The 14,584-nt window shown below is 41.8% G+C and carries 11 protein-coding genes; 10 read left to right on the forward strand and 1 reads right to left on the reverse strand.

Annotated features, from left to right (window positions below; translation table 11 throughout):
- Positions 1-33 precede the first annotated feature (33 nt).
- The gene (locus tag JOC54_RS03165) at positions 34-1,644 is read right to left on the reverse strand and encodes a gamma-glutamyltransferase family protein (RefSeq protein WP_204464351.1); all 1,611 of its coding nucleotides are present in this window, start codon (positions 1,642-1,644) and stop codon (positions 34-36) included.
- A 235-nt stretch (positions 1,645-1,879) separates the two neighbouring features.
- Between JOC54_RS03165 and treP the strand changes: the two genes are divergently transcribed.
- From treP to JOC54_RS03215, 10 genes are all read left to right on the forward strand, one after another.
- Positions 1,880-3,310 carry a PTS system trehalose-specific EIIBC component gene (gene treP, locus JOC54_RS03170; protein ID WP_035419534.1) on the forward strand — a complete coding sequence of 477 codons (1,431 nt, stop codon included), beginning with the start codon at positions 1,880-1,882 and terminating at the stop codon, positions 3,308-3,310.
- Positions 3,311-3,404: 94 nt separating this feature from the next.
- Complete coding sequence (treC, locus tag JOC54_RS03175) at positions 3,405-5,075, forward strand: alpha,alpha-phosphotrehalase (protein WP_204464352.1); 1,671 nt, start codon at positions 3,405-3,407, stop codon at positions 5,073-5,075.
- 10 nt (positions 5,076-5,085) lie between these two features.
- Positions 5,086-5,802 (forward strand): trehalose operon repressor, encoded by a 717-nt coding sequence (treR, locus tag JOC54_RS03180; RefSeq protein ID WP_204464353.1) that lies wholly within the window; start codon positions 5,086-5,088, stop codon positions 5,800-5,802.
- A gap of 82 nt (positions 5,803-5,884) precedes the next feature.
- Entirely contained in the window at positions 5,885-6,370 is a 486-nt protein-coding gene (locus JOC54_RS03185; RefSeq protein ID WP_035441707.1) for a glutathione peroxidase, read from the forward strand.
- Between the two features lie 57 nt (positions 6,371-6,427).
- On the forward strand, positions 6,428-7,501 hold the full coding sequence (locus tag JOC54_RS03190; RefSeq protein ID WP_204464459.1) for a nitric oxide synthase oxygenase: 1,074 nt from the start codon (positions 6,428-6,430) through the stop codon (positions 7,499-7,501).
- Positions 7,502-7,553: 52 nt separating this feature from the next.
- Positions 7,554-9,428, forward strand: coding sequence for an ABC-F family ATP-binding cassette domain-containing protein (locus JOC54_RS03195; protein WP_204464355.1), 1,875 nt, complete (start codon positions 7,554-7,556; stop codon positions 9,426-9,428).
- Positions 9,429-9,563: 135 nt separating this feature from the next.
- Positions 9,564-10,328, forward strand: a complete 765-nt coding sequence (locus JOC54_RS03200) for a DeoR/GlpR family DNA-binding transcription regulator (protein ID WP_204464356.1) — start codon at positions 9,564-9,566, stop codon at positions 10,326-10,328.
- Positions 10,325-11,251, forward strand: coding sequence for a 1-phosphofructokinase (gene pfkB / locus JOC54_RS03205; RefSeq protein ID WP_204464357.1), 927 nt, complete (start codon positions 10,325-10,327; stop codon positions 11,249-11,251). The genes JOC54_RS03200 and pfkB overlap by 4 nt, the downstream gene beginning before the upstream one ends.
- Position 11,252: 1 nt before the next feature.
- Positions 11,253-13,148, forward strand: coding sequence for a PTS fructose transporter subunit IIABC (locus tag JOC54_RS03210; protein WP_204464360.1), 1,896 nt, complete (start codon positions 11,253-11,255; stop codon positions 13,146-13,148).
- Positions 13,149-13,273: 125 nt separating this feature from the next.
- Positions 13,274-14,578 (forward strand): amidohydrolase family protein, encoded by a 1,305-nt coding sequence (locus JOC54_RS03215; protein ID WP_204464364.1) that lies wholly within the window; start codon positions 13,274-13,276, stop codon positions 14,576-14,578.
- The last annotated feature ends 6 nt before the right edge of the window (positions 14,579-14,584 follow it).

A 14,584-nucleotide genomic window follows, 5' to 3' on the forward strand; every position in this document is an offset into this window, starting at 1 on the left:
AGGAGAGTGGCTCACGAGCCACTCTCCTTTTTTTCACCAAGGCGCAATCGCGCTATCTGTCCTTGACTCGGTTCCACCGATATACGATTGTTTATCAGCATCATACCAAATGATTTGACCTCTACCAAAGGGCATTGAATCATTTGCAATAACAATTTGATGACCTCTACGTGCCAAACCTTCTGCGATATGCCTCGGGAAATTTGGTTCAAGCATGACTTTCTTACCTTCCATCCACTGCCAGCGAGGAGAATCAAGCGCTGCTTGGGGGTGTAAATGAAAGTCAACTGTATTCATCACAACTTGAACATGACCCTGTGGCTGCATAAAACCACCCATAACGCCAAACGGACCGATTGGCGCACCGTTTTTTGTTAAAAAGCCTGGAATGATCGTATGAAACGTACGCTTATTTGGTTCCAATCGATTGTCATGTTCCGGGTGAAGTGAGAAATTATGTCCTCTGTTTTGTAAGGCGATACCTGTTCCTGGCACAACTAATCCAGAACCAAAGCCCATGTAATTCGACTGGATGAATGATACCATATTTCCTTCATCATCAGCAGTAGATAGGTAGACCGTCCCACTAGAAAGCGGTTTACCTGCGACGGGCTCAAGTGCTTCTTCTTGAATTAATTTCACTCTCTCTGAAGCATAGGTTTCACTCAATAGATCAGCTGTGTTGACACTCATTTTAGTTTCCTCTGTAATGTAATTCAGCCCATCAGCAAATGCCAGTTTAATCGCTTCAATTTGTTTATGGTATGTATCGATTGTTTCTTTTTCACCAATTGGAAGCTTATTTAGCAGAGAGAGTGCTTGTAAGGCAATTAAGCCTTGTCCGTTGGGTGGTATTTCCCAAACATCATAGCCTTTGTAGTTTACATGAATCGGCTTAACCCATTCTGGCTTGTAAGCAGCCAAATCTGATTTTGCCAGAAAACCGTTGTAGTTAGAGCTAAATTCGCCAATCTTTTCTGCTAAATTGCCTGTATAGAAGGAAGTAGCTCTTGTCTCCCCAATCTCTCTTAGCGTGTCGGCATGAGCTTGCGAACGCCAAATATCTCCAGCTTGCGGGGCTGTCCCGTTAGGCGCGAACGTATCAAACCAGCTTGCGAATTCTTCAGCTGTATGGTTCTCTTTAAAGCGTTTAAAACTTGTTTGCCATTGTCTCGCAATTGTAGACGTAATGGCAAAGCCCTCTTCGGCATAAGTTATTGCCGGCTTCAGCACTTCTAATAATGGCAATTTTCCAAACCGCTCTGATAAAGCTGCCCACGAAGCAGGAGCACCTGGAACGGTTACAGGAATAAAACCAGAACTCGGCATTGAGTCGAAGCCACGCTCTTTCACTTTTTCAATGCTAATAGATGCTGGTGCTGGACCACTTCCGTTTAAGCCATGTAGCTCATCGTTTATCCAAACTAATGCAAAGGCATCGCCGCCAATGCCGTTCGAGCAAGGTTCGACAACCGTCAAGCAAGCGGCGGTTGCAATGGCTGCATCAACAGCATTTCCTCCTTGTTTTAATATATCTAAGCCTGCTTGAGCAGCGAGAGGTTGGGATGTAGCAACCATGCCTTTTTTTGCGTAAACAGGCTGTCTCGTTGAAGGATAAGGATGATAGTGTGGGTCAAAATTCATGGTGATTCCTCCTTTTTCTTTTATTGTAACATGTCAGATTAATTGATAATAACAAATACTTAAACGAAACAAGTGATGGAGTAGATTTACTAAGCTTGGGGAAGCTAATAGTAATTCTTTGTTGACTAATTTGTATATACAGGTTATGATCGATGCGTAATCATAAGTTGTATATACAAATTAACTATACGAAACAAAGAAGCGTTTTGAAAACGCTCGCAAAGGAGGAAGCGAAATGGCGGTTAATTATAAAAAGTCTGCTGAGCAAATTTTAAGCGCAATAGGCGGCGAAGAGAACATTTCATCTGCAACCCATTGTGTAACGAGACTTCGTCTAATTTTAAATGATGAAGAAAAAGTCGATACAAAAGCATTAGAATCGCTTGATGTTGTTAAAGGAACGTTTTCAGCAAATGGTCAGTTTCAGATTATTTTAGGGAACGGTGTAGTCGATAAAGTTTATAAAGAAATGATGGCGTTAACTGGTCGCGAGGAAGAAAGTAAAGACGATGTGAAAGAAGCGGCTGCGAAAAAAGGAAACCCGTTACAACGAGCGATTAAAGTATTGGCGGATGTGTTTATTCCCATCCTGCCGGCAATTGTAACAGCTGGTTTATTAATGGGTTTAAATAATGTCTTAACAGGTGCTGATATTTTTTACGACAATGCATCAATTATTGATGTCCATCCACAGTGGACTGATTTTGCAGATATCATCCAAGTTATCGCCAGTACCGCCTTTACCTTCTTACCAGCTTTAATTGGTTGGTCGGCCGTGAAGCGGTTTGGGGGGAGTCCACTTCTCGGTATTGTACTCGGCTTAATCTTAGTCAACCCAGATTTATTAAGCGCTTGGAATTATGGAAGTGCACGTGAAGCAGGAGAGATTCCTGTCTGGAATTTATTTGGCTTGGAAATTCAACAATTAGGTTATCAGGGACAAGTCCTGCCTGTATTCGTTGCATCGATTATTTTAGCGAAAATAGAAGTGTTCTTGCGTAAGCGCATTCCAGATGCCTTACACTTGCTGACAGTAGCGCCGATTGCGCTCCTTATCACAAGCTTCTTGACGTTTATTGCGATTGGCCCTTTAACATTCGCGATCGGTAACGGAATTGCTGATGGATTTATCTGGTTGTTTGGCGCAGTGCCAGCAATTGCAGGTTTCTTATATGGAATTATTTATGGACCGCTTGTTATTACAGGGATGCACCATACATTCTTGGCGGTAGATTTACAGTTAACAACTGGTGGCGCAGGTGGTACCTTCTTATGGCCGATCTTAGCGCTATCCAATATTGCTCAAGGGTCTGCAGCGTTTGCGATGTACTTCGTTCTTAAAAATAAGAACTTAAAAGGCCTTGCCAGTACGTCTGGTTTATCAGCTTGGCTCGGTATTACAGAACCGGCATTGTTCGGTGTGAACCTTCGTTTCCGCTTTCCGTTCTTAGCGGCAATCATTAGCTCCGGAATAGCTGGAATGTTTATTTCGATTCAAAACGTGCTAGCCACGAGTGTTGGCGTAGGTGGTGTACCTGGAATTGTTTCAATTCAGCCAGGCAGCTGGGGCGCGTTCGCAATTGGTATGGCAATCGTTATTTTACTGCCATTCATAATCACTTTCCTTTACGGAAAAATTCGTAACCCGAAAAGTTTGCATGAATAAATAAAAAAGGGCTGCCTTGGCAGTCCTTTTTTTGAACTTGTATATACAAGTATGTTAAGCTATAGCTAAGTAGAAATAGAGAGGATGACTTGAAATGGAATGGTGGAGAAAAAGCACGGTCTATCAAATCTATCCAAAAAGCTTTAATGACACGACTGGTAACGGTGTTGGTGATTTGGAAGGAATTATAGAGAAGCTTGATTACTTAAAAAATCTCGGAATTGATGTTATCTGGTTAACGCCTGTCTACGCCTCACCACAGAATGATAATGGTTATGACATTGCTAATTATTATGCAATTCATGAGGAATACGGGACAATGGCAGATTTTGATCGGCTATTAGAAGAGACCCATAAGCGTGGCATGAAGTTAATTATGGACCTAGTTGTAAACCATACATCGACTGAACATGCTTGGTTTCAGAACGCGAAGCTTAGCAAAGGCGCGACCTATCGCGATTTTTATATTTGGAAAGATGCTCGAGGTGGAGATATACCGACGAACTGGCAATCTAAGTTTGGTGGATCAGCTTGGGAGTGGAACGAAGCGACAGAAGATTACTACCTTCATTTATTTGATGTAACCCAAGCTGATTTAAATTGGGAAAATGAAGAGTTACGGAAGCATGTTTACGAAATGATGCACTATTGGTTTGAAAAAGGGATAGATGGTTTCCGCTTAGATGTCATCAATTTAATTTCGAAAGACCAAGACTTCCCAGATGATGATGGTACAGTAGCACCTGGTGATGGGCGTAAATTTTATACAGATGGACCACGCGTACATGAATTTTTAAATGAAATGAATCAAGAAGTGTTAGCTAAATACGATAGCATGACGGTTGGTGAGATGTCGTCAACGACCATTGAAGATTGTATTCGTTATTCCAATCCGAAAAATCAAGAGCTTTCGATGACATTTAATTTTCATCACTTAAAAGTCGATTATCTAAATGGTGATAAATGGACGGTTGCGGACTTTGATTTTCAGCAGTTAAAAGCGATTTTGAGTGAGTGGCAAGTTCGTATGAATGAAGGTGGAGGCTGGAACGCGTTATTCTGGTGTAACCATGATCAGCCGCGTGTTGTAAGTCGCTATGGCAATGACACGACCTTCCATAAGGAATCGGCTAAGATGTTGGCAGCAACAGTTCACTTAATGCAAGGAACGCCGTATGTTTATCAAGGTGAAGAATTTGGGATGACAAATCCAGGCTTTACGACGATTGATCAATACCGTGATGTGGAATCATTAAACATGTACGAGCAGTTACAAAAAGAAGGGAAATCGGAAGAAGAGGTCCTAGCCATTCTACGTCAAAAGTCACGAGATAATGCACGTACGCCGGTACAGTGGAATGCGACAGATCAGGCTGGCTTCACGAGTGGAACACCTTGGATTGAAGTTGCGGCAAACTATAAAGACATTAATGCTGAGCAAGCACTTGAAGATCCGCAATCGATCTTTTATTTTTATCAAAAATTAATTGAGCTAAGAAAGACTTATCAAGTCATAACTGATGGAAACTATACGCTGTTAACTCCTGATGATTCCCATGTTTTTGCGTATTTACGTGATAATGGAAAGGAACAACTTCTCGTGATCTCTAACTTTTATGGTGAGAAAGCAGACTTTATTTGTCCAGATTCTATGGTATCGTTAGAAGCGAGACAGTTAATCGGAAATTACAAGCAAGACCGTACGTTAACTCGTTCATTCGCGCTTGAACCGTATGAAACTGTGGCATTCTATTTGAAAAAGTAGGTCGATACAAGTGAAGAGTAAGTTTCAGTCTATTTATCAACAGCTTGTGAAAGAAATTGGTGCAGGGCGCTATGTTGCTGGAGAGACGCTTCCTTCAGAACATGAGCTAACGGTTGCTTTTAATGCATCGAGAGAAACAATCCGAAAAGCGTTGAATCTCTTGTCTGAACATGGTTATATCCAGAAGATCCAAGGAAAAGGGTCTGTTGTACTCGACGTGGGCCGACTTGACTTTCCAGTATCAGGCGTAACGAGTTTTCAAGAATTAAACCAGGCGTTAGGTATTCAAGCTGAAACAGAAGTCATTTATTTTGAAGAGCTTTCTGCAGATCAGGATATGGCTACTAAATTAGAGATATCAGAAGGAGAGCCAGTTTTTTCTGTTGCACGTGTGCGAACGATTGATGGTGAACGAATTATTCTTGATAAAGATTTATTTTCAGGTGCATCCATTCCAGGTTTAACGAAAGAACAAAGTAAAGGTAGCATCTATCGTTTTATTGAAGAAGATTTAGGTTTATCTATTAGTTTCGCAAAAAAAGAAATTGTGGTGGAAACGGCTTCTGCGGAAGACGTGGCGTCTTTAGATGTTGAGCAAGGTCATTATATTGTTGTTGTACGAAGCTTTACTTATCTTGATGATGCGACCTTATTCCAGTATTCCGAATCAAGACACCGTCCAGATCGTTTCCGCTTTGTAGATTTTGCTCGAAGAAATAAAATCTGATCTGAGCGTAATGGTTTTATTCCCCTTCATAATCGCTTATACTGAAGGCAATACTCATACAAAAAATGGGGAGTGAATGTTCATGTCGGTTTATGACTATACGGTTAAAACGAGCAAGGGTGAGGATTTTTCATTAGCAACGTATGAAGGCGATGTGCTCTTAATCGTTAATACGGCTACAAAATGTGGGTTTGCGTCACAGTTTGATGGACTAGAACAATTGCATCAATCTTACAAAGATGATGGACTCCGCGTTATGGGTTTCCCAAGCAATCAATTTATGAATCAAGAACCAACGTCGGATGACGAAATGGAAAACGTCTGCAAAGTTAACTTTGGTGTTTCCTTTCCTTTATTTGCAAAAACAGATGTTAAAGGCAAACATGCCGATCCACTTTACAAACATTTAAAAAGTGAAAAAAAGGGAACAATAGGGGAAGAGATTAAATGGAACTTCACAAAGTTTCTTGTTAATCGAAAAGGTGAAGTGATTGAGCGCTATGCTCCCCAAACGAAACCAAAACAAATTGAAGATGATATAAAAAATGCTTTAAACCAACAGGCTTAGCCGAAAAACTGTGTAGCGATAGGCTACACAGTTTTTTTTAGGAGGAACGCGTTGATGATGTCACAGACATTAAAAAACGAGGCTCAGCAGTACCTTGCTCAGTATTATGAAGAGAATGGTTTGGACGGTGTTGAACAACGCATCAGAGCTGTTTTAAAAGAAATTAATGAAACGGGTACTTATGTTCAAACAACGGACGAACTAACATACGGTGCAAAAGTGGCATGGCGCAACAGCAATCGTTGCATTGGGCGTTTGTTCTGGGAACGAATGCACGTCATCGATGAACGAGAAGCAACCACAGCTGAAGAGATCGTTCATGGGTTATTTAGGCATTTAGAATTTGCCACGAATGAAGGGAAGATTCGGCCAACGCTTACGGTTTTTGAACAGGGCTCACGCATTCGAATTTGGAACCACCAATTAATCCGCTACGCTGGCTATGAAGTAGGTCATTCTATTGTCGGTGATCCTGCATCAGTTGCTTTGACGAAAAAGTGCATGGAGCTAGGTTGGGAAGGTGCTGGAACTGATTTTGACATCCTTCCCATTGTCCTTTCCATTGATGACAAAAGACCTGAATGGTTTGAAATTCCAAAAAAATATGTGAAGGAAGTCGAGTTAACGCATCCTCAATACCCCGAATTCGATCAGCTACAGTTAAAGTGGTATGGCGTTCCAATTATATCTGATATGCGCTTAGAAATTGGAGGTCTATCTTATTATGCCGCCCCGTTCAACGGCTGGTATATGGGAACGGAAATTGGTGCACGCAACTTGGCTGATGACTTTCGCTATAATCGCTTAGAGCAAGTTGCTGATGTGCTTGGAATCGCAACGCAGAGAGAATCGACGTTATGGCGTGATGAAGCGCTGCTTGAATTGAATAGGGCTGTTCTCTCTTCCTTTCAAGCTGCAGGCGTCAGTATTGTTGATCATCATACGGCAGCAAAGCAGTTTCAACAATTTATGAAGAACGAGATGGACTCTGGTCGTAACGTTACTGGGGATTGGACGTGGTTAATTCCTCCGATGTCTCCTGCGCAAACAAAGCTGTTTCATCAATCGTTTTCGAATGAATGGAAAACCCCTAATTTCATCTATGAAAAAGCGCCTTATCAGCAAGACTAGTATGCTATACTGCATAGATAAAAGGACAAAACGGAATAAGAGGAAGATGTAGATGAGCTTAATACGCGTAGAGGACTTATCAAAGTCATTTGGGGATAAAACATTATTTAGTTCAATTGGTTTTTCCCTTGAAAAAGGAAATCGAATCGGACTACTTGGAGTAAATGGTACAGGAAAATCCACTCTTTTAAAAGTGTTGGCGGGAATAGAGGGAAAAGAAAACGGAAGCATTATTCATGCTAATGATTTCTCACTCGAGTATTTACCCCAGCAGCCTGAACTAGAAGATGCTGAGACCGTACTCCATTACATTTATAAGAGCGATTCCCCATTGATGAAAGTGGTCGCAAATTATGAAAAGGGATTGGCTGCGCTCGAACAAGATCCCTTAAATGAAAAGCGTCAGAATGACCTTATTCACCTGCAAGAAGCAATGGATAAACAAGACGCTTGGGAAGCAGGAACTCAAGCTAAGACGATTTTAACGAAGCTTGGAATTACAAACTTGTTTGCAAAGCTTGGTACTTTGTCTGGTGGGCAAAAGAAGCGGGTTGCAATAGCCAGAGCGCTTATTCAACCAGTTGATTTATTGCTTCTAGATGAGCCAACCAACCATTTAGACCATAAAACAGTGGAATGGCTTGAAGGTTATTTAAAACAGTATCGTGGCGCTTTAATTGTAATTACCCATGATCGCTACTTTTTAAATCGAGTTGCAAATACAATTTATGAACTTGCTGAAGGTTCTTTATATCAATATCCAGGTAATTTTGAAACGTATTTAGAAGCAAAAGCGAACCGTGAAATGCAGGCAGAACAAACAGAAAGCAAGCGGCAAAATGTTTTACGAAGAGAGCTTGCCTGGATGCAAAGAGGTGCGAAGGCACGGACGACCAAGCAAAAAGCACGAATTCAGCGAGTAGAAGCTTTAAAGGATCAATCAGGGCCTAAAGCGAAACAGCAGCTTGATGTAGCGATTGGCTCCCATCGATTAGGGAAACAAGTCATTGAACTAATTGAAGTTGGAAAGTCTTTTAATCAGGATCTTTTGTTTCAAGATGTATCCTATCTAATTACAAAAAATGAGCGGCTTGGAATTATTGGCGAAAATGGCAGTGGAAAAACAACGTTACTTAATTTAATGGCTGGAAGAATTGCTCCTGACAGTGGACGAGTTGAAGTAGGTGAAACCGTTCGTATCGGTTACTACACGCAAGAAGAAGCTGAGTTAAATGGTGACTTACGGGTTGTAGATTACATCAAAGAGGTGGCAGAAGTCGTATATACTGCGAAAGGAGACACGATTACGGCCGAACAAATGCTTGAGCGTTTTATGTTCCCACGCTCCCAGCAATGGACGTACATTCGCCGTCTCTCTGGTGGGGAAAAGCGACGCTTGTATTTGCTTAGAATTCTAATGAGTGAACCAAACGTATTGTTCCTTGATGAACCAACAAACGATTTGGATGTTGAAACGCTCGCCGTTCTCGAAGATTATTTGGATACATTTCCTGGTGTAGTTGTCACGGTATCACATGATCGGTATTTTCTAGATCGTACGGTTGATCGAATGCTTATTTTTACGCAATCGGGTGTAGAACGTTATCAAGGAGACTATACCGATTACTTGGAAGAGCTTGAGCAGACAAGAGCAGTACAACAAGTGAAAATTGAAAAACAAGAAATGCCTGAACGAAAAAAAGACACAAAAAAACTCTCCTATAATGAGCAAAGAGAGTGGGATGGCATTGATGATCGTATAGCAGAATTGGAAGAAAAACAGCAGCAACTAGAAGATGCGGTCACTGCTGCTGGAAGTGACTATGGCAAAGTTGCTGATTTACTAAAAGAAAAAGAAGAACTAGATGCTGAACTTGAAAAAACGCTTGATCGCTGGGCCGAATTAGCAGAAAAAGTGGAAGTTTGATAAAAACTCTGTTAGCCAAAAATGGTTAACAGGGTTTTTTGCTAGTGAATAAATCAATTAATTGAATGAAAATGATTGATTATGAACGTTTTTGACTGTATACTGACAGAGTAGAGAAAGTAGAGGTGTATCTACATGCTAACATTAGAAAGAAAAGAGATGATTTTAGCTTTATTACAATCATATGAGGTCGTGAAAATACAAGATATCCTTCATCATACAGGGGCTTCAGAATCAACGATCCGTCGAGATTTAACGGAGCTAGAGCAAGATAAGAAATTAAAGCGTATACATGGTGGCGCTACATTATTGCAGAAGATGCGCGATGAACCAACAATGGCGCAAAAAACAATCAAAAACAGTCATGAGAAAAGAGCGATTGCGCAAAAAGCAGCAGAACAGGTTTGTGAAGGAGATTGTTTGTTTCTAGATGCTGGAACGACAACGTATGAGATGATTCCATTTTTAAAACAAAAAAACATTGTTGTTGTAACAAATGGTTTGATGAATATCCCTGCGTTACTTGAAGCTGGCGTTGAAACACATGTCCTTGGTGGTCACGTTAAAAGTGGTACACATGCCTTTGTTGGCAGGGGGGCGTTAGAGACCATTGATATGTACCGATTTGATCACGCTTTCATGGGTACAAATGGTGTGACAGTGGAAGATGGCTGCACAACACCAGATCCTGAAGAAGCCCATATCAAAGCTGAAGCAATAAAACGAGCAAGAAATGCCGTTATTTTAGCGGATCATACGAAGTTTGGTGATATTGCCTTCTCTCGATTTGCTCATCTAAAAAACATCACACTTGTAACAAGCTCTTATCTCTTACAAGAACAAGCCATGCTTTACGAAGAAATGACAGCACATACAGCAATGAAGGTGGTAAAGCTATGATTTATACGGTAACCCTTAATCCAGCAATGGACTATCATGTGACGCTTGATCACTTACAGCTTGGTGAAATAAACCGAGCTACTGCGGATCAAAAATCGCCAGGTGGTAAAGGAATTAATGTGTCACGCGTGTTAAGGCGACTGGGGCATCAATCAACCGCTCTCGGATTTATTGGTGGTTTCACAGGTAATTACATTAGAGCGTCAATTGAAGAAGAAGCCATCAAGACAGATTTCATTGAGGTTGAAGGTGACACAAGAATAAATGTAAAAATAAAAGCAGATCAAGAATCAGAAATAAACGGAGTCTCTCCCGCCATCTTTGACAAGCATGTGAAGGCGCTGGAAAAGCAGCTTAGCCAGTTAAAAGAGGGAGATACTGTTGTTCTAGCAGGGAGCACCCCGCCAACTTTACCAGCTTCTATCTATGCAAAATGGACTGTAATGCTTAAAGAACATGGTGTGTCCGTCTATGTAGATACGAGTGGTGAAGCATTGCGCGAAGTGATTTCCAGCAAGCCAACTTTTCTTAAACCGAATCATCATGAATTGAGTGAGATTGCCGGTGTGGAGATTGAAACGATTGAACAAGCAATTCCTCATATAAAGCAGCTTGTAGGGGATGAAATTGATTATGTGCTTGTGACCTTTGCTGGGGATGGAGCCGTTCTTGCTACAAAAGAGCAGCTGCTTTATGCCAATGCACCTAAAGGGACGGTTCGAAATTCCGTTGGCGCTGGGGATTCAACTGTGGCCGGATTTATTAGTGCACTTGCCCAAGATAAAAGCGTGGAAGAAGCATTTAAAACCGCAATCGCAACAGGGAGTGCGACCGCATTTTCAGTTGGTTTCGCCGATAAAGAAGCAATTGATTTATTAAAGAATGAAATACTGGTTCAACCTATTAAAGAGAGGGGTAAGTAAGATGAGAATATCTGATTTACTCAAAAAAGAGACAATGATTCTTGATTTGCAGGCGCGTTCAAAAGCGACGGCCATTGATGAACTGGTTGACAAACTGGATGAGGCTGGCAGATTAACGGATAAGCAAGGTTACAAGGACGCGATCCTAGCACGGGAAGCACAAAGTACAACCGGTTTAGGTGAAGGAATTGCGATTCCGCACGCAAAAACAAACGCGGTTAAAACACCGGCTATCGCTTTTGGTCGTTCGAAAGAAGGCATTGATTACGAAGCGCTTGATGGTCAGCCAAGTCATTTGTTTTTTATGATTGCTGCTTCTGAAGGTGCAAACAATGAACATTTAGCCACGCTTTCAAAACTATCAACATTTTTAATGGATGAGGCGTTTCGAGCTCGTTTGCTTGAAGCTACTACACTAGAAGACATTATTTTGACGATTGATACAAAGGAAGCAGAAGAAGCCGAGGAAGAAGCTGAAGAAACCGCAGCACCCGTTGAAAACGAGACATATATCCTTGGCGTTACGGGCTGCCCAACTGGGATTGCCCACACGTACATGGCTGCAGATGCCTTAAAGAAAGAAGCGGAGCAACGAGGCTTCTCAATAAAAGTTGAAACGAACGGCTCAGGGGGCGTTAAAAACCGTATCACTCAAGTCGATATTGAACGAGCAAGTGGGATTATTGTAGCTGCGGATACAAAAGTTGAGATGGACAGGTTTGATGGCAAACGCATCGTTATTGCTCCAGTAGCCGATGGCGTTCGCAAGCCTGGACAGTTAATTGATCGCTCACTTGCAGGCAAAGAGCCTGTTTATCACGGTAGCGGTAGTAGTTCAACCAAAGAGGAAAATGATGGAGACGAAAGAAAATCGTCATTTGGAAAAGATATATACAAACATCTAATGAATGGTGTTTCCAACATGCTGCCATTTGTTATTGGTGGTGGTATTCTTCTTGCAATCAGTTTCTTGTTTGAAACGGAGCTGTTGTTAGGAGAAGACAATGTGATAACGGCTATTCTCGGAGCGATCGGTGGAGATAATGCATTCCATCTCTTTATTCCAGTTTTGGCTGCTTTTATTGCGATGAGCATTGCGGATCGTCCTGGTTTTGCACCTGGCTTAATTGCTGGTTATATGGCGTTCCAAGGAGATGCTGGTTTTCTGGGCGGTTTGTTAGCTGGTTTTCTCGCTGGTTACATGGCACTTCTCGTGCGGAAAATTCTTGCAGGGATTCCTCAATCGCTTGAGGGACTCAGAACAATTTTATTCACACCTGTTTTAAACATCTTGTTTACCGGTGTTATTATGTATTTCTTAGTCGCTCCTCTCGCATCTGTGAACACAGGAATGCAAAGCTGGCTTGGAAATTTAGGTACGGGGAATATGGTTATTCTTGGTATTGTACTCGGTGTTATGATGGCCATTGATATGGGTGGTCCAATTAATAAAGCGGCCTACACGTTTGGAATTGCAATGCTTGATGCAGGGAATCTCGGTCCTCAGGCGGCAGTCATGGCTGCTGGGATGGTTCCTCCGCTTGGTATAGCGATTGCAACAACGTTCTGGAAGCATAAGTTTACAAAGCAACAGCGTGATTCTGGAAAAACGAACTATGTATTAGGGGCTTCGTTTATTACGGAAGGAGCAATTCCGTTCGCAGCAGCTGATCCGATTCGTGTTATTACGGCGAGTGTAATCGGGGCCGGTATTGCGGGTGGCTTAACTGGTTTGTTCCAGATCGCTTTACCAGCTCCTCATGGTGGTGTGTTTACATTACTGTTAGTTAACAATTCGACAATTTCCTACATTGGGTTATATGCGCTTGCAATTGTAATCGGGGCGATTGTTACGGGTGTGATTTACGGTATTATTAAGCGACCTTTAGAAAAATAAGTACAGGGCCTGTTTTCATCTGAAAACAGGTTTTTCCTATTGCCCGGGCAATAAACTTCCCTTATTGACAGTATTTGTTTATTTTTATTAGAATAGTAAGAAAGATCAAAAGGAAGGTGAACCATTTGCAGCGTAAGGAGGTTATTAATCTCTTAAATATTGAAACTGGCCAATTTGAAGGAAAAAAAGTAACACTGAAAAATGGACTAATTGTCGCTAAGGAGGACGCTATTCTAGATCAGCAGGAATCATTTGTTCTGCCTGGTCTGATTGATTCCCACTGTCACATTACTTTAGGTTACGGCTCACTCTTTACAGCAGCTGGCGTAACGAGCGTCCGCAATACGGCAGGGAGTTTCTATTTACTAGCTCCTTTTTTTGAAGAAGATCGCTCTGTAAGTCTTCCTCATGTATATACAACGGATCGAATGATTGATGGTGTGCCCGGATTATGGGGAGAAACGAGTGTTGGGGCACTGGCAACAACATCGGCTAACGTTGCGGTAGAAGAAGTAAAGCGTCAAGCCGATCTTGGTGCATCATTTATTAAAGTGTATGGACGACTTGAGCGGCGAGTGATGGAGGCTGTAGTAGTCGAGGCAAATCGACAAGGACTAGAAGTAAGTGCAGATTTACTTGGCTCAACCGATGTAGATGCAAGAGTTGCTGCCAAAATCGGCGTTCGTTTTTTAGAACACAATTCAGGTGTGCTACAATCACTTATTCCAGGATGGCATTGCTTGTTGTCTGAAGCTGAAGATGCTAAGCTTCTTCAAGATGGATTAGAGGATGATGCGCTCGCTACCCTATGTGATGAGTTGATCAAAAGCAACGTCGTGCTTGTCCCTACGCTTAGTTTATTTGCACAAGGATCTCAATCATTTAAATGGAAAACGTTTCAAACGATGATTGGAAATGCCGATCGTGGCTTGCGCGAGCATTGGAACAATTTGCGTCCGCATATAAATCAACAGAAACAAGAACGACTTTTTTTACTAACCGCAAAAATTACAAAGGCCTACCATCAGGCTGGTGGACAACTCCTTGCCGGCACGGATACACCGGCTGGCATTGACACATTTCCAGGTCAGTTGCTGCATCGGGAGCTCGAACTGCTTGTTCAATGTGGATTAAAGCCGCTTGAAGCGCTTCAAGCAGCAACGATTACTCCTAGTCGTCTATTCAAGTTTGAGCGGGAATTAAAGGTAGGGCAAGTAGCGGACTATATCGTTGTCAAAGAAAACCCGCTAGAGTCAATTAGCAACACACAAACAATTCAAACGATTGTAAAGGGTGGAAAACAATATACTCAAGAAGAGCTTGTAAAGGAAGCTGTCGAAATTGGGAAAAACTACGATGAAAACTGGCATTTGGAGAAAGAAAAGGTGTTCATTAAAGAGATACATCAGTATCATCCACAGCTACAATAAGTAAAT

The sequence above is a fragment of the Shouchella xiaoxiensis genome, assembly GCF_016907895.1.
GTDB lineage: Bacteria > Bacillota > Bacilli > Bacillales > Bacillaceae_D > Shouchella > Shouchella xiaoxiensis.